Source organism: Ancylobacter mangrovi (assembly GCF_024752355.1).
In the GTDB taxonomy this organism is placed as follows: Bacteria; Pseudomonadota; Alphaproteobacteria; order Rhizobiales; family Xanthobacteraceae; genus Ancylobacter; species Ancylobacter mangrovi.
Genome location: NZ_JANTHZ010000010.1, coordinates 1 through 19,042, shown reverse-complemented (window position 1 = coordinate 19,042; position 19,042 = coordinate 1). Strand labels below are relative to the sequence as shown.

Annotated in this window: 10 protein-coding genes and 1 pseudogene; 6 read left to right on the top strand and 5 right to left on the bottom strand. The window is 68.3% G+C overall.

Annotated features, from left to right (window positions below):
- Nucleotides 1–14: 14 nt before the first annotated feature.
- Genes NVS89_RS18745 through bcsA form a run of 3 tightly spaced genes read right to left on the bottom strand, consistent with a single transcriptional unit; the run spans nt 15 to nt 6,084 of the window.
- Nucleotides 15–1,067, bottom strand: coding sequence for a family 8 glycosyl hydrolase (locus NVS89_RS18745; protein ID WP_374114601.1), 1,053 nt, complete (start codon nt 1,065–1,067; stop codon nt 15–17).
- The gene (locus NVS89_RS18740) at nt 1,064–3,868 is read right to left on the bottom strand and encodes a cellulose biosynthesis cyclic di-GMP-binding regulatory protein BcsB (RefSeq protein WP_258734286.1); all 2,805 of its coding nucleotides are present in this window, start codon (nt 3,866–3,868) and stop codon (nt 1,064–1,066) included. The genes NVS89_RS18745 and NVS89_RS18740 overlap by 4 nt, the downstream gene beginning before the upstream one ends.
- Before the next feature lie 5 nt (nt 3,869–3,873).
- Nucleotides 3,874–6,084 (bottom strand): UDP-forming cellulose synthase catalytic subunit, encoded by a 2,211-nt coding sequence (bcsA, locus tag NVS89_RS18735; protein ID WP_258734285.1) that lies wholly within the window; start codon nt 6,082–6,084, stop codon nt 3,874–3,876.
- 300 nt (nt 6,085–6,384) lie between these two features.
- Here bcsA and bcsN point away from each other — a divergent pair, with 300 nt between their 5' ends.
- Nucleotides 6,385–7,545 carry a cellulose biosynthesis protein BcsN gene (gene bcsN / locus NVS89_RS18730; RefSeq protein WP_258734284.1) on the top strand — a complete coding sequence of 387 codons (1,161 nt, stop codon included), beginning with the start codon at nt 6,385–6,387 and terminating at the stop codon, nt 7,543–7,545.
- 80 nt (nt 7,546–7,625) lie between these two features.
- Nucleotides 7,626–10,106 carry a thiamine pyrophosphate-binding protein gene (locus NVS89_RS18725; protein WP_258734283.1) on the top strand — a complete coding sequence of 827 codons (2,481 nt, stop codon included), beginning with the start codon at nt 7,626–7,628 and terminating at the stop codon, nt 10,104–10,106.
- Nucleotides 10,107–10,116: 10 nt separating this feature from the next.
- On the opposite strand, the gene NVS89_RS18720 is transcribed toward NVS89_RS18725, so the two are convergent.
- Nucleotides 10,117–11,283 (bottom strand): acyltransferase family protein, encoded by a 1,167-nt coding sequence (locus tag NVS89_RS18720; protein ID WP_258734282.1) that lies wholly within the window; start codon nt 11,281–11,283, stop codon nt 10,117–10,119.
- A gap of 235 nt (nt 11,284–11,518) precedes the next feature.
- On the opposite strand from NVS89_RS18720, the gene NVS89_RS18715 reads away from it, so the two are divergent.
- Together NVS89_RS18715 and NVS89_RS18710 are read left to right on the top strand one after the other, a co-directional pair.
- Entirely contained in the window at nt 11,519–12,544 is a 1,026-nt protein-coding gene (locus NVS89_RS18715; RefSeq protein ID WP_258734281.1) for a L,D-transpeptidase family protein, read from the top strand.
- A gap of 101 nt (nt 12,545–12,645) precedes the next feature.
- The gene (locus NVS89_RS18710) at nt 12,646–13,191 is read left to right on the top strand and encodes a GNAT family N-acetyltransferase (protein WP_258734280.1); all 546 of its coding nucleotides are present in this window, start codon (nt 12,646–12,648) and stop codon (nt 13,189–13,191) included.
- Between the two features lie 116 nt (nt 13,192–13,307).
- Here NVS89_RS18710 and pyk read toward each other — a convergent pair whose 3' ends face one another.
- Nucleotides 13,308–14,846 carry a pyruvate kinase gene (gene pyk, locus NVS89_RS18705; protein WP_258734426.1) on the bottom strand — a complete coding sequence of 513 codons (1,539 nt, stop codon included), beginning with the start codon at nt 14,844–14,846 and terminating at the stop codon, nt 13,308–13,310.
- Nucleotides 14,847–15,338: 492 nt separating this feature from the next.
- On the opposite strand from pyk, the gene pyc reads away from it, so the two are divergent.
- Complete coding sequence (gene pyc / locus NVS89_RS18700; RefSeq protein ID WP_258734279.1) at nt 15,339–18,806, top strand: pyruvate carboxylase; 3,468 nt, start codon at nt 15,339–15,341, stop codon at nt 18,804–18,806.
- Nucleotides 18,807–18,862: 56 nt separating this feature from the next.
- Nucleotides 18,863–19,042: pseudogene (locus NVS89_RS18695) on the top strand (NAD(P)(+) transhydrogenase (Re/Si-specific) subunit alpha); the annotation flags it as partial.

The following is a 19,042-nucleotide window of genomic DNA, read 5'->3' as shown; positions in this document are numbered from 1 at the left end:
CAAGGCAGCTCGCTTTAGAGACATCTCGGATATTTCTCCGCGACCAGGGCCCAACCCAAAAGATACAGTGTCGACGGGTAGTAGAGCGTGGGCTCAAACCGCCGCAGGTCTTGCGGAATAGGGGTCGCATTGAGAGCACATGCCAGAACCGCGCCGAGCATCCGATAGCCCGGGTCGGTCAGCCGCGTAAGCACGCGTCCGGTCGGAATGTCGACGATGGCGGGACTTCCCCCGTTCTCCGTCAGCCAGCTCCGGCGGAATGACTCTTGTAACTCTGCGTCCGCTATCCCTGCACGCAACAGGTAAAGAGATATCCTTAACGAATTGTAACCGAAGACCGGCGGGAACCCGTCGGCCACGGTCACCGGCGCGTTGTCGGGCGCCGAGATCCAGTCCGGCGGGAGCCGGGCCGGACCGAGCTTCGCAATGGTCAGCAACTCCAGGCCGCTCTTGGCGAGCGCTGCCCAGTCGGTCTCCGGCGCGAGCTGCGCCATGACCGGAAAAGTCTCGAAGATCCAATAGGATAGATTGAGGATCGGGCCGTCCTTGCGGTCGGACGACGCGAAGCCGGTGGCGCCCGGCAGCAGCACCAGCCGGCTGCCGTTCTGAACCACCAGCTTGTGGCCGATTGCCCGTGCAATGCGGGTGGCGCTGTCGGTATATCCCTGAATTCCCCAAGTGCGGCCGGCCCTCGCCAGAGCATAGGCAATTAACAAATCGCCATCGCTCGCCGCGTTGACGTCGGTCACGTGAGGATTTGAATTCGGATCCCAGCGCCATGCAGCGAGTCCGTCGTCGCGAATCAGCAACTCGGTACGCGTGAAACTCCATATGCGCTCGAAGTTGCTTCTGTCACCAGCCAAAAACGCCAGAAGCATTCCATAGCCCTGGCCCTCGCTGTGGCTGATGCCGCCATTCGCCTCGTCGACGACCCGTCCATTGTCCTGGACGAACTGCTTCATATAGGTCGCCCAGGCCTCCTGCGAGATGAGGGTCTGGGACTGAGCCATTGCCTGAAGAACCCCGCACGCAAGCAGAAGGACGCCAGCTAGCAGGTATCGCATCATGTAGGGCGTCCCAGTCTGCGCAGGAGAAACGCGGTACAGATACCCAGCAGGGTACCGGCGATCAGCAGCATCAGAGCATAAGGCATGATGTTGGTCGAAAGCCAGTTGGCGGCGATCATGCGGAAGTTCGAGAAGCTCAGCGGCTGGGTGACAATGAAGCGGAACGCGCCCGCGTCACGCCGCTCGACCTCGCCGGTGGAGTTCTGGAACGCGACCGCCTGGCCGCCGATGCGGTTCCACACCGGGTCCGAGGTGAAGCGCGCCATGGTGCCCGCCAGCGCGTCAGAGGTGCGGGCGGTGACCAGCGTCCACGCGCCGTTGCCATTGGTGCTGGAGCCCTGCGCCATCAGGATCGAGGTGCGCGGCGGCGGCTCGTACATGGTGCGCGGGCCTTCCTGGATCCGCAGCGAATCGAAGCCGATGGAGAAGGTGCTGCGCAGCCAGCTCTCGAAGCTGTCGATGATCGCGTAGATGCCGCCGCGGCTCTGCACGTTCTCGCGCCAGCGCTCGTAGATCTCCGGCGTGTTGTGCTCGCGCGGCTGCTCGGTCGGGATGGCCGGGGTCTCGCCCGCGCGCCGGCTGCGGAAGCGCTCCAGCACGTTGTCGTAGCTCTCGCTGGCCGAATCGCCGGCGGCCTCGTCGCCGGCCGAGACCACCCAGTTGGCGCGGGTCGATTCGGCGACGCCGACCTGGTTCAGCACACTGGCCGAGATGTGGTCGATGCCGCCGACGAAGATCGCGTTGCGCTCGCCCAGCGTCACGGAGGCGGGGGAGGCGTCGATCGGCAGCGGCGTGCCCTTGGACAGGGCGAGCCGGGCGATCAGCGTGCTCGCCGCCGACAGGGTCGAGGCGTCCTGGCGCGCCAGCACGACCGCGATCGGGCTGCCGTCGAGATAGTAGGGAAAGGCGTTCGCCGTGAAGGCGGCGAGGTCGGGCATGCGGCCGATGCGGGCGAAATTGCCGATCGAGAATTCCGAGGAATCGAACAGCACGAAGCGGTTATCGGCCGGCAGGGTGGCGCCGGGCAGGCAGCGCGCGTCGGACTCGGTGTCGAGCACGACCTCGAGCCACAGCCGGTTGATGCCGGCGCGGAAGTTGCGCAGCGGCACGAACATGGCCTGGTGCTGGAGCAGCCCGCCGCCGCGCGTGGTGATCGGCAGGGTCGAGGCGATCTGCTGGTTCACATAGAGGTCGATGTGGCTGCCGGGGCGGACCGCCGCGGTGAAGGCGGCGTCGATGAACAGCGTGGCGTTGCCATAGGCCTCGGCGAAGAAGTCCGGCGGCAGGGCGATCTGGAACTCGGCGCGCAGGCGGCGGCCCGAGAACTCCTGGGTGGTGACGCCGAGTTCGGCGAGCCGCACATTGCGCGCGCCGTCGAAGATCGGCGCGTTGGGCGACCAGCGGGTCTGCGTGTTGATGGCTTCGCTCTGGTCGATCGAGAAGCTGTTCAGCCGGTCGATGGCGCGGTCGACATCGGCGGGCGTCGGCCCGGAGATGACGAGCGTCGGCCCGCCCAGCCGGTCATCCTGCACGAAGCTGGTGATCGGTCTCTGGCTGGCCTCGGCAAGATGGGTCGCCATCAGCCGCGGCAGCTCGGAGGCGGTGCCGATGACGATGGTCAGCCCGCCCGGCGGGGTTGGTCCCTGGACGCCTTCCGCCATCGTCACGGACGGGTTGGGGAACTGCCCGCGCACGGCGAGCCCCTGCACCGCGCGCAGCACGCGGGTGCTGCCGCCGCCCTCGATCGGGCCGGGCGTGATGACGCGGATCGAGGTGACGCCTGTCTCGTCGAAGCCGACCGAGGGCAGGTCGTCGAGACCGCCGGTCAGCGGCGGACGCCCGCCGCTGAAGGAGATGCCGGTGCCCTCGTTGTTGATCTCGGTCCACAGCTCATAGGTGGCGGTGACGGTGCAGTCGGTGCGGTGGCGCTGCACCACGTCGATGCGGACCAGGTTTGCGCCGGCGCGCAGGATGCCGCGCTGGATTGGCGTCGAGAAGCTGGAGGGCTCCTGCGAGGAGGCGATCGGCGTCTCGATGATCGCCTGGCCGTTGATGGTGACGCGGATGCGCGAGGTCTCCGGCATCACCACGACTGAGTTGATGAAGCTCAGCAGGAAGGTCGCCTCCCGCGAGGCCTCGTCGGCATTGAGGAACACGACCCAGGCGCGCGAGGCGACCTCGCCGGCGAAGATCATGCGCGGCTGCGGAATGATGTAGCGGTCCGGACGCGCGGGCGCCGACGGCGCCGTGTTGGCGCTCGGGATCGGCGTGATCACCGGGGCCGGCTGGCCGGGAACCATCTGGAACGGCGCCGCGGAGGGCGCGGGCGCGCCCGGCTCGCCGGGCAGGTCGATCCCGGTGTTAGGCGCGGATGTGTTGGGCGCGGAGGTCGAGGGCGCCGGCGCCGCGGGGGCGGGCGGCTGCGGGGTCTGGGGCGCCTGCGCCATCGGCGCCGTGCGGTTCTGCGTGACCGGGGCGGGCGCGCCCGCCGCGGCCGAGGGGAAGCTCGGTTGGGTGAAGGCCGGCACGCGCGAGGTCGCGCCCGAGCCGCTGTCCGGGGACGCCTGCGCCGAAACCGTCGGCGCGGGAGCGGGCGATGTCGCGGGGGCCGGCGCGCTGGAGGCGGTCGTGCGGGGAGCGGGCGTCGCCGCCGGGGCCGCGGAATCGTTATAGCCCGGGATCGGCGGCGTCATCGAGAACCCGCCCGTGCCCTGGCCGGCCGAACCGGCCTGCTGGGCCGCCGCGCCGGCGGCGAAGAGCGCGATCAGGCTCGCAGCCGCGAGGGTGGAGAATGCGCGCATGTGCATCATCCCCGTTTGGCCGCCGCGCCGGTCGGCCGCCGCCGCCGCCGTTCCCGCCAGAGCTTGTGCAGGTGGACGAGGTAGGACAGGCCCCGGCCGGTGTGGAAGATCGACATCCGCAGGAACCGGATCGTGCCGATGAGGACGCCCGGATTGTTGCGGCGCGAGTGCTGGAATTTGTGCCACTCGTCGGAATTGGCGAAAATCAGGTCCGCGATCAGCCGGTGGTGCAGCGGCTGGTCGGGCATGAACTGGCAGCCGAGCAGCACGCCCTCGCCGTCATTCTCGATGTTGCGTATGGCCAGCGGGATCGTGTCGATGGGGATGTTGTTGGCCAGGGTCTTGAAGCGCAGCAGGGCCATGTCGCCGCGGTTGATCTCCGGCAGCACGACATTGGCATTCGGCCGCAGCCGGGTGCCGCCGAGCGAGCCGTCCTCGATCGAGACCGGATAGGTGGCTCCCCCGACCAGCAACTCGCCGCGGCGCATCAGCTCGACGCGATGCGAGCGCCGGCGGTTGCGCCGCTCCGACACCACGCCGAGCGCGCAGCCGGCGATGATGATGTTCAGCACGTTCCAGGCGCCGACGACGATGAGCACGTCGGCGTTGAACGGCTCGGTGAGCAGCCGGTAGATGGTGACGAACAGCCCGACCACGAGGATGGCGAAGATGATGAAGAACGGGCGGCCGATCTGGGAGACGTGCCCTTCCTCCAGCGTCTCGCCCTTGGCGGTGACCTTGAAGGTCGGCTTGCTCGGGTTGGCGATGACCGACACCACGGCGGGGAACAGGTAGACCGACTGGATGTATTCGTAGAGCTCGGAGATCCATGGCCAGCGGTAGCGGCCATAGAGGTAGTTCTGCATCAGCAGGTTCACCAGCATGTAGGTCGTGGTGTAGGCGAGGAACTCGGCGCCCGCCGCGGTGAAGATCTGCAGCGAGAAGAACAGGTAGAACAGCGGCGAGATGAGGAACATCAGCCGCGGGTAGGAGAACAGCCAGAACAGGCTGCTGGAGCAGTAGCCGAGGCGCTGGGCCAGCGTCAGGCCGCGCTTGAGCGGGGGGAAGTGGAAGCGCAGGATCTGCATCATGCCCTGCGCCCAGCGCGAGCGCTGGGTGATGAAGCTGGCGAAGCTGTCCGGCTGCAGGCCGGCGATCATCGGCTTCTCGACATAGATCGAGTGCCAGCCGCGCGAATGCAGCTCCAGCGCGCTCTCGCAGTCCTCGGTGATGGTGATGCCGCTGAAGCCGTTGGTCTCCTTCAGCGCGCGGCGGTTCAGCACCGCGGCCGAGCCGCAGAAGAACGCCGCGTCCCACTTGTCGAGGCCGCGCTGGATGATGCCGTAGAACATCTCGTTCTCGGACGGCATGTAGTCGAAGGTGTCGAGGTTGCGCTCCAGCGGGTCGGGGCTGATGAAGAAGTGCGGCGTCTGGACCAGGAAGAGGTTCTCCTCCTGCAGGAAGAAGCCGACCGTTTCCTGCAGGAAATCGCGCGTGGGCGCGTGGTCGGCGTCGAGCACGACGATCAGGTCGCCGGTCGAGTTCTCCAGGCCGTTGTTGAGATTGCCCGCCTTGGCGTGCTCGTTGCGGGCGCGGGTGAGGTAGCGCGCACCGAGGCCCTCGCACAGCCGCTGGAGCTCGGCCCGGCGGGATCTTGCTTCCTCCGCCGCGACCGAATCGTCCTGCTCACACTTCTGGTCGGTGCCGCCGTCGTCGAGCAGCCAGACGGTGAACTTGTCGGCCGGATAGTCGATGCCGAGCGCGGCCGAGATGGTCGAGGCCAGCAGGTCGGAGCTCTCATTGTAGGACGGGACGAAGATGTCGACGGTGGGCGTCTGGTCGGCGGGGATCGGCGGCGTGGGGCGCTTGGGGACCGGCGAGGAGACGACGAACAGGCTGAGGAACAGCATGAACACGCTGTACATCTCGGCGATGTAGAGCATGAAGCCGGGGATGAAGTCCTCGATCTGGCTGATCGGCGGAATGGTGCTGGTGGTACGCCAATAGACGTAGCGCAGGACGATGGCGGTGCCGAGCGCGAGCGCGATCATGCGGAAGACGCCGACCGGGGGGCCGAAGGTCTTCAGCAAGATCATCGTCAGAACAACGATGGAGCCGGCGATGAGATGAGCCTGCAGGCTGATCGGGAGCGTAATGAGGAATACGACGATCAGTGATGCGATTGCCCACACGCCGGCAGCCCAAGCCTTCCGCATCGTTCCTCCTGCTCGGTTTGCACCATGCCGCGGGGTCGCCATCCAAACGTGTCTTAGGGCCGAGAGGTTGAAGAAATCTATCCAAATTCGGACTAACCGGTCATTTGGTCGATTCCACCTCGCGGTTGCTCGGGCTAAAGTCTCACCAAGCAAGTGATTCGGCGTCTTTTCGCGGCTGTTTCCTCGATTCAGTCAGCGCTGAAGTTCGTCTCTGGTATTGGTCGAAAGCTCGAAGGGTCCATGGGACGAAGGCGTGCGCACGTACCCCTTCTGAGGTGTGTAGCAGTATCCGTCGCTCTTTTGCTGGCGGGATGCACGCCCTATGGATGGTTCGGCAACAATTACGCCGGCGGCCCGCAGGTCGCGACCACGACCATAGAGAAGCCCGTCTCCGACGCGCTGGTGCTGCCCGAGCCCGGCGCCGCGCCGCCCGTGATCGCGGTGCTCCAGACCGACTATCTCAATGCGGTCGAACAGGAAATCATCCTCGAAACGAATTCCCGCACGCGTGGACAGAACGCGTTCTATGCGGTGTTTTTCGGGCCGGTGAAGGGCTCGACCGGCCGCGAGAACCTGCGCAAGGACGACTGGCTCAACGACGAGGTGCTGGACGACGAGATGACCGAGCGCATGCCCGGCGTCGCCATGCATGTCTCGAACTACTACGTGCAGAACCGCTACGGGCCGTTCAACTACGCCATCGGCAATGCCGGCAATGGCGAGCTGTGCATCTATGGCTGGCAGAGGATCCAGTCGCAGGTGCCGGTCTATCTGTTCTGGCATGACCGCGGCATCCTCGCCATCCGCCTCCGCCTGTGCCAGGTCGGCGCCAGCGAGCAGGACCTGCTGCGGGTGATGTACCGCTACTCGATCAACGGCTACTTCCTGCCCCAGGGCTGGCAGCCCTACGGGCGTCCGATGGGCGAGCCGGAAGGGCTCGGCCGCGTCGGCGGGCCTCTGGCCTATCCCTCCGGCATCAGCGGCGACGGCACCGTGCTCGACGGCTGGCTTGGCCCGGAGCCGGCGCCCGCGCGCACCGCCACCCCCAGCCGCCGGCGCTACGGCAGCGCCGTGCCCGCGCCCGAGCCGGTGGTGCAGCCGGGCTATTACGAGGGCAATCTGGTGGACCCGGTGGAGGGCTATCCCTCGGTTCCGGGGCCGGGGACCTCGCAGCAGCTCGCCCCGAGCACGCAGCCGCACATCACCCGCGGCGCGCCCCAGCCCGGCGCGGTGGTCGACGAGGCGCCCTCGCGGGCGGTGCAGTCCAGCGGGCAGAACTCGCCCTTCAGCGCCCCGCCCGTGCTGCCCGGCGTGCCGCCGGTGCAGATGCGGCAGGTCTCGCCGTCCTCGTCGGGCGCCAGCCAGTACGCGCCGGCTCCCGCGCCGTCCGGCGATTCCGGCGTCGGCGCGCCCGTGCGGCTGGTGCCGGGCGCCTCGACCTATCCGACGCCGGCGAACTGATCGCATTCGCGTCACACCCGCAACTTGACCTTGCGTCGCCGATCCCGCCCGCGTCATTCTAGTCGCGACGGGAGGACAACATGGTCAAGAGCGACGATCGCCGGCATGACAGCCCACCTCGTGGACGGACCGCGGATCCCGGTGCGCATGTACCCTCGGCGCGCGACCTCGCCGTGCTGGACGCGCTGGAGCGGAAGGTGTCCTGGCTCTCGGCCTGGACCATCCACCATGCCAACCATGTGCGGCCCAATGCCGACGGGCTGAAGGTCGGCGGCCACCAGGCTTCCTCGGCCTCGCTCTCGACCATCATGACGGCGCTCTATTTCGCCGTGCTGCGCCCGCACGACCGCGTGGCGGTGAAGCCGCATGCGAGCCCGATCTTCCACGCGATCCAGTACCTCCTGGGGCACCAGACGCGCGAGAAGCTGGAAGCCTATCGCGGCTACAAGGGCGCCCAGTCCTATCCCTCGCGCACCAAGGACATCGACGACGTCGACTTCTCCACCGGCTCGGTCGGCCTCGGCGTCGCCCAGACGCTGTTCGCCAGCCTGGTGCAGGACTATGTGCGGGCCCACAAGCTCGGCGCCGATACGCCGGATGGGCGCATGATCGCCCTAGTGGGCGACGCCGAGATGGACGAGGGCAACATCTACGAGGCGCTGCTCGAGGGCTGGAAGCAGGGTCTGCGCAACTGTTGGTGGATCCTCGACTACAACCGCCAGAGCCTCGACGCGGTGATCCGCGAGGGCCTTCCCGCGCGGCTGGAGGCGCTGTTCCGCGCCTTTGGCTGGGAGGTGGTGACGCTGAAATATGGCCGCAAGCTGATGGAGGCCTTCGCCGAGCCGGGCGGGGAGCGGCTGCGCGAATGGATCGACCGCGCGCCCAACCAGCTCTACTCGGCGCTGACCTTCCAGGGCGGCGCGGCCTGGCGGAAGCGCCTGCTCGACGATCTCGGCGACCAGGGCGACGTGACGGCGCTGATCGAGCGACGCTCCGACGACGAGCTCTCGGCGCTGATGACCAATCTCGGCGGCCATGACCTCGCCTCGCTGGTCGACACGTTCGAGCGCATCGACCACGACCGGCCGGTGCTGTTCATCACCTACACCATCAAGGGCTACGGCCTGCCGCTCGCCGGGCATAAGGACAACCATGCCGGGCTGATGACGCCGGCGCAGATGGAGACGCTGCGCGCCGCGATGGAGGTACGCCCGGGCCACGAGTGGGATCGGTTCGAGGGGCTCGACATCGCCCCGGCGGAGGTCGAGGCGTTCCTCGGCCGGGTGCCGTTCAACGCGCTGGGCGCGCGCCGCTTCGCCGACGCGAAGCTGGAGGTGCCGGGCGCGCTCGCGGTGCCGAAGCAGACCGCGCTCTCCACCCAGCAGGGCTTCGGCCTGATCATGGCGGAGATCGCGCGGATGGGCGGCCCGCTCGCCGACCGCATCGTCACCACCTCGCCGGACGTCACCGTCTCGACCAATCTCGGCGGTTGGGTCAACCGGCGCGGGCTGTTCGCGCGCGAGGCGGTGGCGGACCTGTTCCGGCAGGAGCGCATTCCCTCCACCTTCGACTGGACCTTCTCGCCGAAGGGCCAGCACATGGAGCTCGGCATCGCCGAGATGAACCTGTTCAGCCTGCTCTCGGCGCTCGGCCTGTCGCATTCGCTGTTCGGCGCACGGCTGATCCCGGTCGGCACGCTCTACGACCCGTTCATCGAGCGCGGGCTCGATGCGCTGAACTATGCCTGCTACCAGGAGGCGCGCTTCATCCTCGTCGCCACCCCTTCCGGCCTGACGCTGGCGCCAGAAGGCGGGGCGCACCAGTCCATCGCCACACCGCTGATCGGCATGGCGCAGGACGGGCTCGCCGCCTTCGAGCCGGCCTATGTGGACGAACTGGCGGTGGTGCTGCGCTGGGCGTTCGAGCATCTCCAGCGCGAGGGCACGCCGGATTTCGAGAGCGAGCCCGAGGAGCAGAACTGGCTGCGCGACGAGACCGGCGGCTCGGTCTATCTGCGCCTGTCCACCCGCACGCTTGAGCAGCCGGGGCGTGTGATCGACCCGGCGCTGGAGCGCGACATCATCGAGGGCGGCTATTGGGTGCGCCGGCCGGGACCGAACGCCGAGATCGTCGTGGTCTATACCGGCGTGGTGGCGCCCGAGGCGATCGAGGCGGTCGGGCTGATGGCCGAGGACCGCAAGGATGTCGGCCTGCTGGCCGTGACCTCGGCCGACCGTCTCAATGCCGGCTGGACCGCCGGCGCCCGGGCGCGCGAGCGCGGCCTCGTGAACGCGCGCAGCCATGTCGAGCGGCTGCTCGACGCGGTGCCGCGCCAGTGCGGGCTGGTGACGGTGCTGGACGGCCATCCGGCGACGCTGGGCTGGCTCGGCTCGGTGGCGGGCCATCGCACGCGCGCGCTCGGCGTCGAGCATTTCGGCCAGACCGGCACCATCGCCGATCTCTACCGGCACTACGGCATCGACGCCAACGCCATCGTCGCGGCGGCGCAGTCGATCTCGCCCGGCCGGCCGATCCGGCACCTGCGGGCATTGGAAGCCTAGGACCCTCGCGTCAGGGCGCCGCCCCTGCCGGGCGCGCCTGCCCGCGGGCGCGGGTGCGGATCGCCTTGAGCGCCGCGAGCACGGGCCGCTCCACCGCGACGAGGAAGAGCGTGCCGAGCCCCAGCGTGCCGAGGCACGCCGCGGCGAACAGCGCCGTCAGTCCCGCCGGGCCAAGCGGGGCGAAGGCGACGAACAGCCACGCCGCCGGCGCGACGATGAGCGGCACGTGGACGAGATAGATCGGGAAGGAGAGCTCGCCGAGCCGCTGCAACGGCCCGCTCTCGAAGAAGCGCCGCAGCGCCGGCGTGATCAGCACCGACACCAGCACCAGCGCCGCGCCGGCCTCCCGGAACCCGTCCATGCCGAGATGCGACTGGAGGGTGGAGACGAGGCCCGGCCCGCCGGCGTGATAGGGGTAGGTCGCGCCGATCACCAGCCCGACGAGGCCGATGACGAGCCCGGCGACAGGAAGCTCGCGCAGGCGCTCGCGCATCTCGTACACCAGCGCCCCCGCGCAGAAGGCAGCGAGATAGAACAGCCCCGCCGCGCCGAAGCCGACGATGCCGAGCGCCATGGCGAGCGGCCGCCACCGCCCGCGCAGCACCGCGTAGGAGCCGTAGATCAGGATCGAGCCCAAGAGCTCGGCCTGCATGGTCCAGAGCGGGTTGTTGAAGCGGGTTGTCCCGTTCAGGAAGACGCCGACGCCGCCCTCCCAGATCGCCTGCGACAGCGGCGGGATGGGCGGCTGGTAGGTCCAGCGGAACCATGAGCTTGTGCTGATCGCCTGCGCCTCGCGCGCGGCGTCCGGGAAACCGTTGAGCCACGCCCAGGCCAGCGCCGATGAGGCGAGGGCGGGCAGGCCGAGGCGCAGATAGCGCAGGAAGATCATCAGCGGCGCTTCGCGCGCGCTTTTCGGGCTCGAGGCGGCGAGCACGAAACCGGACAGTACGAAGAACACGGCGACCGCGAAATGCCCGTTCCACAGTACGGCGAGCGGCGTGTCGAAGACGGTGAAGCCGGTGCGGGCCCTGTCGGAGAACGGGCCGGGGGTGAAGGCATAGAAGAAGTGGAACGCCACCACCGAGCAGGCGGCGACGCCGCGCAGCCCGTCGAGGCAGGTCACGCGCCCCGTCTTCGCGGGGGCGCCGGCGAGGGTGGCGGGCATCGAGGCGGGCATGGTGCGGGCCTTGGCGGGTGGAAGAGAGCGGGTGGCGATCTAATATCGCCTCATCGCACGCATCAATGCTCCGGCCGCCGTCCGGCGCCGACGATCCACCCTGCCACGCGCGTCGTTCATAAAGGGCAAACCATATTCGGCGCTTTATGGAGCCGAAGCCTTCGCCGTCCATCGATCCGCCGTGTTGGGGCGGCATTGAGGGGCGAGCCATGTGAGGCGTCGGGAGCTCCGGGTCGTGAGTAAGCTGCTGGCCAGATTTGGAATATGCGCGCTTCTGCTGGCGTCGCTGGCGCTCGCCGGTTGCGCCTCCATCGATAGCGACGATCGCGGCGCGGTGCCGCTGAACGGCAAGATCCTGTCGGAGATGTCGGAGAAGGGCATGACGCCCGAAGACCCGATCATGATCCGCATCTACAAGCAGGAGAGCGAGCTCGAGGTGTGGAAGCGCACCAATCGCGGCACCTACGCCCTGCTCAAGACCTATCCGATGTGCCGCTGGTCGGGAAAGCTCGGGCCGAAGACCAGCGAGGGCGACCGGCAGGCGCCGGAAGGCTTCTACACCATCACCCGCGCCCAGCTTAATCCGCGCTCGCAATTCTACCTGTCGTTCAATCTCGGCTACCCGAACGAGCTGGAGAGCGCGCTCGGCTACACCGGCAGCGCGCTGATGGTGCACGGGGCGTGCACCTCGGCCGGCTGCTACGCCATGACCGACGGCGGCGTCGCGGAGATCTACGCGCTGGCGCGCGAGGCGCTGAAGGGCGGGCAGGAGGAATTCCAGGTGCAGGCGCTGCCGTTCCGCATGACGCCGGCCAATTTCGCCGCCCATCGCAACGATCCGAACGTGCCGTTCTGGCGCAATCTGGAGGAGGGCGTCGACTATTTCGACATGACGCGCCGCCCGCCGGTCGTCACCGCCTGCGCCGGGCGCTACCGCTTCACCGCCCAGCCCTCGCCGGAGGATGCGGCGCTCGACCCGCTCGGCGCCTGCCCGGCCGATCCTAGCAGCCAGCAGATCGCGCAGCAGCTCGAGCAGCGCCAGCTCGCCGAGACGGCGCAGATGGTCGCCGTCGCCGCCGCCAATCCGGCGATCGCCCCGCCCTATGTCGATGGCGGCATGCATGAGAGCTTCCGCGAGGTGCTCCGCCGCTCCGGGCCGGAGAAGCTGTCCGCGATGACCTCGAGCAAGATCCCCGTCAGCCGCCCCGACGCGGCGCTGGCCGATCCCTATAGCGGCGAGATCGTCACCGCCAGCCAGTGAGCCGGCGGCTCACAATCCGCAAGGAAGGACAGCGGCGCACGGCTCGGCTATAGCCCGTGCGGGCGGGGGAGTGACCCGCGCCGCAGCTGCGGGATCGGATGATGAGCGAATGTCTTCGCGGTGAGGGCCTTGTGGTGCGCGAGGCGTGCGAGGCCGACATGGCGGGCGTGCAGTCGATCTATGCCCATCATGTGCGCCACGGGCTGGCGAGCTTCGAGGAGGAGCCGCCCCCGCTCGCGGAGATGCTGCGCCGGCGCGCCGCCGTGCTCGAGGCCGGGCTGCCCTATCTCGTCGCCGTCTCGGGCGGGGAGATTGCCGGCTATGCCTATGCCACCGCCTACCGGCCGCGCCGGGCCTATCGCTTCACGGTGGAGGATTCGGTCTATGTCGCCGAGGGGCAGGGCGGGCGTGGCATCGGCAGCCGGCTGCTCGGCGCGCTGATCGCGCGCTGCGAAGAGGGGCCGTGGCGGCAGATGATCGCAGTGATCGGCAACAGCGCCAATGCCGGCTCGATCGCGCTGCACCGCCGGCACGGCTTCGCCGATGTCGGCACGTTCCGCTCGATCGGCTTCAAGCACGGGCGCTGGGTGGACACGGTGCTGATGCAGCGCGCGCTGGGCGCGGGCGACACGACCCCGCCGGCCTGATCCCCCGCCCGCCTGATCCCCGCCGGCGTATCGCCATTCCGCGCGTGACCCCGAAACGAGAAAAGCCCTCCCGAAGGAGGGCCTTTCCGTCCAGCCGTTCGTCGTGGCAGCAGGCCTTACTCGGCCTCGTTCGCGACGGGCGCGGAGCGGAGCACCGAAGCGTCGTCGGTCTTCGCCGCGGCGCGGCGCGGGACCTCGACCGGCTTCGAGCCGCTCGGAAGCTGTGCCATCATCGCCTTGTCGAGGGTGATGAGGCGCAGCACGTTGGTGGTGCCGGGGGTGGCGAAGGGCACGCCCGCGGTGATGGCGATGCAGTTGCCTTCCTTGGCGAAGCCGTGCTCCAGCGTCACCTGCGTCGCCTTGGTCGCCATCTCGCCGAAGGTGTGGATCTCTTCGGGCGCATGGACGACGTGGACGCCGTAGGACATGACCAACCGGCGCGCGGTGGAGAGCTGGCTGGCGATGCCGATGATCGGGATGCGCGGGCGCTCGCGCGCGGCGTGCAACGTCGTGGTGCCGGAGAGCGTGTAGGTGACGATGGCCGCGGCATTGACCGAATTCGCCGCCTGATAGGCGGCCTGCGTCACCGCATCGGCGACCGAGTGGCCGGAATCGGGGCGCTGCGATTCGATGATCGCGCGGTAGCCCGGGTCCTGCTCCACCTGCTTGATGATGCGGTCCATCATCGCCACGGCCTCGACCGGGTACTGGCCGGCCGCGCTCTCGGCGGAGAGCATGACCGCGTCGGCGCCGTCATAGACCGCGGTGGCGACGTCGGACACTTCGGCGCGGGTCGGCACCGGGGCGCTGATCATCGATTCCAGCATCTGGGTGGCGACGATCACCGGCTTGCCGAGCCGGCGCGATTCGCGGATGACGCGCTTCTGCAGCGCCGGGATTTCCGGCAGCGACAGCTCGACGCCGAGATCGCCGCGCGCGACCATGATGCTGTCCGACAGCTCGGTCAGGCGGGTGAGGTGCTCGACCGCGAGCGGCTTCTCCAGCTTCAGGTTCACCTGGGCGCGGCCCTGGATGAGCTCCTTGGCGTCGATCACGTCCTGCGGGCTCTGCACGAAGGAGAGCGCGATCCACTCCACGCCGAGGTCGAGGGCGAAGAACAGGTCGGAGCGGTCTTTGTCGGTGAGCGCCGAGACCGGCAGCAGCACGTCGGGGACGTTGAAGCCCTTGTTGTTCGACAGCTTGTTGCCGGCGATCACCTCGGCGTCGATGTAGCCGGAGCCCTTGCGGACCACGCGCACGCGCACCTTGCCGTCGTCGAGCAGCACGGTCGAGCCCTCGTGCAGGGCCTCGATGATCTCCGGGTGCGGGATCGGCACCCGCTTCTCATCGCCGGGCGCCGGGTCGGTGTCGAAGCGCAGCGTCGAGCCGGCGGTGATGTTGATGAAGCCGTCGACGAACTTGCCGAGGCGAAGCTTCGGACCCTGCAGGTCGGCGAGGACGCCGATGGGGCGGCCGACCTCCTTCTCGAGCGCCCGCACGGCGCCCAGCACGCGGCCATGGTTCTCCTGCGTGCCATGGCTGAAGTTGAGCCGGAATACATCGACCCCGGCCTCGAACAGCGCCTTGATCATTTCCGGGCTCGACGATGCCGGCCCGAGCGTCGCCACGATCTTCGTCGCGCGTTCCCGCCGCATAACCATGGGTAATCCTCCGTCGTGAAGCGTGCCGGCGCGCAGCCAGCATCTCAGCTATGAACCAAAACGGGACAGTTGTCGCTTAGTTGTTATCTTGCACTGCAGCGTGTCGGTTTGGCGACGACACCGTTCACAACTTCGCGCTCGCTCGCGGGAACGCGACTTGAATCGATGTTGTGCCGCGCAATTCCTTTCGCATTGCAGCAATTCGGTGCCGTCAGACCGGCTTGCCGGCTCTCGGCATGGCATTTCGCCGGGAATGGACAGCAGGTCGACCGCCGGGACGCGAAATCAACTTGCTGGCATTCGTAATTCTGTATACCAATAGGAAGTCCGCGCAAGCGGGTCGGTGCGATAATTCTCCGGCATGGCTCATGCATCGCCGGAGGGACGGACCGGCAGGGCGGCGGCGTCACGTTCATCATTGTCCGAAGCCAGGATGTAGGTCCCGAAACGTCGTTCCCCGACCGCAACCACAGGCCCGGTCCCGCCATGACCCGCACGATCAAGAAGCTTCTCGTCGCCAACAGATCAGAGATCGCGATCCGCGTTTTCCGGGCCGCGACCGAACTCGGCATCTCGACCGTTGCCATCTATGCCGAGGAAGACAAGCTTTCGCTGCACCGCTTCAAGGCGGATGAGGCCTATCTCGTCGGCCGGGGCCCGTGGCTGGAGCGGCCGCTCGGGCCGATCGACGCCTATCTCTCGATCGACGAGGTGATCCGGGTCGCGAAGGAAGCGAAGGCCGACGCCATCCATCCCGGCTACGGATTCCTGTCCGAAAGCCCGGAATTCGCCGAGGCCTGCGCGGCCGCCGGCATCATCTTCATCGGCCCCTCGCCGCAGACCATGCGCACGCTCGGCAACAAGGTGGCCGCGCGCAACCTCGCCATCTCGGTTGATGTGCCGGTGATGCCCGCGACCGAGCCGCTGCCGGACGACGACGCCCAGGTGCTGGAGGCGGCGCGCAAGGTCGGCTACCCGGTCATGCTCAAGGCGAGCTGGGGCGGCGGCGGGCGCGGCATGCGTCCGATCGAGAGCGAGGACAAGCTGCTCGACGCGGTGATGACCGCCAAGCGCGAGGCCAAGGCTGCCTTCGGCAAGGACGAGGTCTATCTCGAAAAGCTGGTGCGCCGCGCGCGCCATGTCGAGGTGCAGATCCTCGGCGACACCCATGGCAACCTCGTCCATGTGTTCGAGCGCGACTGCTCGATCCAGCGCCGCAACCAGAAGGTGATCGAGCGCGCCCCGGCGCCCTATGTCGACGCGGCGACCCGCAAGGGCCTGACCGACGCCGCGCTCGCCATCGGCCGGGCGACGGACTATGTCGGCGCCGGCACGGTCGAGTTCCTGATGGATGCCGACACCGGCGCCTTCTATTTCATCGAGGTCAATCCGCGCATCCAGGTCGAGCACACGGTGACCGAGGTCGTCACCGGCCTCGACCTCATCAAGGCGCAGATCCGCATCCTCGAAGGCGGCCATATCGGCGATGTCGCGCAGACCGGCATTCCTGCTCAGGAAGAGATCCGGCTCAACGGCCACGCCATGCAGTGCCGCATCACCACCGAGGACCCGGAGAACAATTTCGTCCCGGATTACGGGCGCATCACCGCCTATCGCGGCGCCATGGGCTTCGGCATCCGCGTCGACGGGGGCACCGCCTATTCGGGCGCGGTGGTCACGCGCTTCTACGACCCGATGCTGGAGAAGGTGACCGCCTGGGCGCCCTCCAGCGACGAGGTGATCGCGCGCATGTACCGGGCGCTGCGCGAGTACCGCATCCGGGGCGTGGCGACCAATCTGCCGTTCCTCGAGAACGTGCTCACCCATCCCGACTTCACCGGCTGCCGCTACACCACGCGCTTCATCGACACCACGCCCGAGCTGTTCGACTTCGGCGGCCGGCGCGACCGTGCGACCAAACTGCTCGCCTGGATCGCCGACGTCACGGTGAACGGCCATCCCGAGGTGAAGGGCCGCGCGAAGCCTGCCGCCACCGCGCGTGTGCCGGAGGCGCCGTCCTTCCTCAACGAGCCTGCGCCGGGCACCCGCCAGCTTCTCGACCGGCTCGGCCCGAAGGGCTTCGCCGACTGGATGCTGGCGCAGGAGCGCGTGCTCGTCACCGACACCACGATGCGCGACGCGCACCAGTCGCTGCTCGCCACCCGCATGCGCTCCTACGACCTCGCGCAGGTCGCCGATTCCTATGCGCGCGGCCTGCCGGAACTGCTCTCGCTGGAGTGCTGGGGCGGGGCGGCGTTCGACGTCGCCATGCGCTTCCTGTCCGAGGACCCGTGGGAGACGCTGGCGAAGATCCGCGAGAGCGTGCCCAACATCCTCACCCAGACCCTGGTGCGCGGGGCGAACGGCGTCGGCTATGCCAACTACCCCGACAATGTGGTGCGCTTCTTCATCCGCCAGGCGGCGGATGCGGGCATGGACATCTTCCGCGTCTTCGACTGCCTCAACTGGATCGAGAACATGCGGGTCTCGATCGACGAGGCGCTGAAGACCGGCAAGCTGGTCGAGGGCGCCATCTGCTATGCCGGCGATATGCTCGACCCGGCGCGGTCGAAATACGACCTGAAATACTACGTCTCCATGGCCAGGGAGCTGGAGAAGACCGGCATCCACATCCTCGGCCTCAAGGACATGGGCGGCCTTGTCAAGCCGGCGGCGGCGCGCGTGCTGTTCAAGGCGCTGAAGGAGGAGGTGGGCCTGCCGATCCACTTCCACACCCACGACACGTCGGGCATCGCCGGCGCCTCGGTGCTGGCGGCGGTCGAGGCCGGGGTCGATGCGGTCGACCTCGCCATGGACGCGATGTCGGGCATGACCTCGCAGCCCTGCCTCGGCTCGATCGTCGAGGCGCTGCGCGGCTCGGCGCGCGACACCGGGCTCGACCCGGAGGCGATCCGGCGCATCAGCTTCTACTGGGAGGGCGTACGGGCCCAGTACGCCGCCTTCGAGAGCGACCTGAAGGGGCCGGCCTCCGAGGTCTACCTGCACGAAATGCCCGGCGGGCAGTTCACCAACCTCAAGGAGCAGGCGCGCTCCATGGGGCTGGAGAGCCGCTGGCACGAGGTGGCGAAGGCCTATCGCGATGCCAACGACCTGTTCGGCGACATCATCAAGGTCACGCCCTCCTCCAAGGTGGTGGGCGACCTCGCGCTGATGATGGTGAGCCAGGGGTTGTCCGCCGCCGACGTGCTCGATCCCAAACGCGACGTCGCGTTCCCGGCTTCGGCGGTGGCGATGCTGCACGGCGAATACGGGCAGCCGCTCGGCGGGTGGCCGCAGGCGCTGCAGGCCAAGGCGCTGAAGGGCGAGCCGCCGATCACGGTGCGCTACGGCTCGCTGCTGGAGGACGCCGATCTCGACGCCGAGCGCGCGGAAGCCTCGAAGCTGGTCGGCCACGAGGCCGACGACCGCGAGCTCGCCTCCTATCTGATGTACCCCAAGGTGTTCGCCGATTTCGCGCCGGTGGTCGCCAAGTTCGGGCCGGTCTCGGCGCTTCCCACCCCTGTCTTCTTCTACGGCATGAAGCCGGGCGAGGAGGCGACGGTCGAGATCGAGCGCGGCAAGACGCTGATGGTGCGCCTCACCGCGGTGGGCGAGACGCGCGACGACGGCCTCGTCGAGGTGTTCTTCGAGCTCAACGGCCAGCCGCGCATGGTGGTCGTCGCCGACCGCGACGCGGTGCCGAAGGTCGCCGGGCGGCGCAAGGCGGAGGAGGGCAACGACCTCCACGTCGCCGCGCCCATGCCCGGCACCATCTCCTCGCTCGGCGTGCATAGCGGGCAGGTGGTGGGCGCGGGCGACGTGCTGCTCACCATCGAGGCGATGAAGATGGAGACTGCGATCCATGCCCCGCGCGGGGGCACGGTGCAGGAGATCCTGGTGGCGCCGGGCAACGCCATCGACGCCAAGGACCTGCTGGTGGTGCTGGAAGAATGAGCTTCGGAACGATCGAACGATAACCGGCTAACGAAACGACTGAAGGGAGGAAGGGAATGCGGCTGGCGATAGTGAAGGAAGACCCATCGGTCGACCCCCGCGTGGCGGGGTCCCCGGACACGGTTAAGCGTTATGTGGGCCTTGGGGCTGACGTTGTGGTTTCGTCGGGTGCGGGTTCGGCGTCGGGCGTGGGCGACGGGGAGTATGAGGGCGCGGGGGCGTCGGTGGTGGCGGAC

Bases quoted from the DNA above. Each gene is read 5' to 3' on its own strand.
- NVS89_RS18725 (WP_258734283.1), top strand. From the start codon at position 7,626: ATGGTCAAGAGCGACGATCGCCGGCATGACAGCCCACCTCGTGGACGG.
- pyk (WP_258734426.1), bottom strand. From the start codon at position 14,846: ATGCGGCGGGAACGCGCGACGAAGATCGTGGCGACGCTCGGGCCGGCA.
- bcsA (WP_258734285.1), bottom strand. From the start codon at position 6,084: ATGCGGAAGGCTTGGGCTGCCGGCGTGTGGGCAATCGCATCACTGATC.
- NVS89_RS18720 (WP_258734282.1), bottom strand. From the start codon at position 11,283: ATGCCCGCCTCGATGCCCGCCACCCTCGCCGGCGCCCCCGCGAAGACG.
- NVS89_RS18710 (WP_258734280.1), top strand. From the start codon at position 12,646: ATGAGCGAATGTCTTCGCGGTGAGGGCCTTGTGGTGCGCGAGGCGTGC.
- pyc (WP_258734279.1), top strand. From the start codon at position 15,339: ATGACCCGCACGATCAAGAAGCTTCTCGTCGCCAACAGATCAGAGATC.
- NVS89_RS18740 (WP_258734286.1), bottom strand. From the start codon at position 3,868: ATGCGCGCATTCTCCACCCTCGCGGCTGCGAGCCTGATCGCGCTCTTC.
- NVS89_RS18745 (WP_374114601.1), bottom strand. From the start codon at position 1,067: ATGATGCGATACCTGCTAGCTGGCGTCCTTCTGCTTGCGTGCGGGGTT.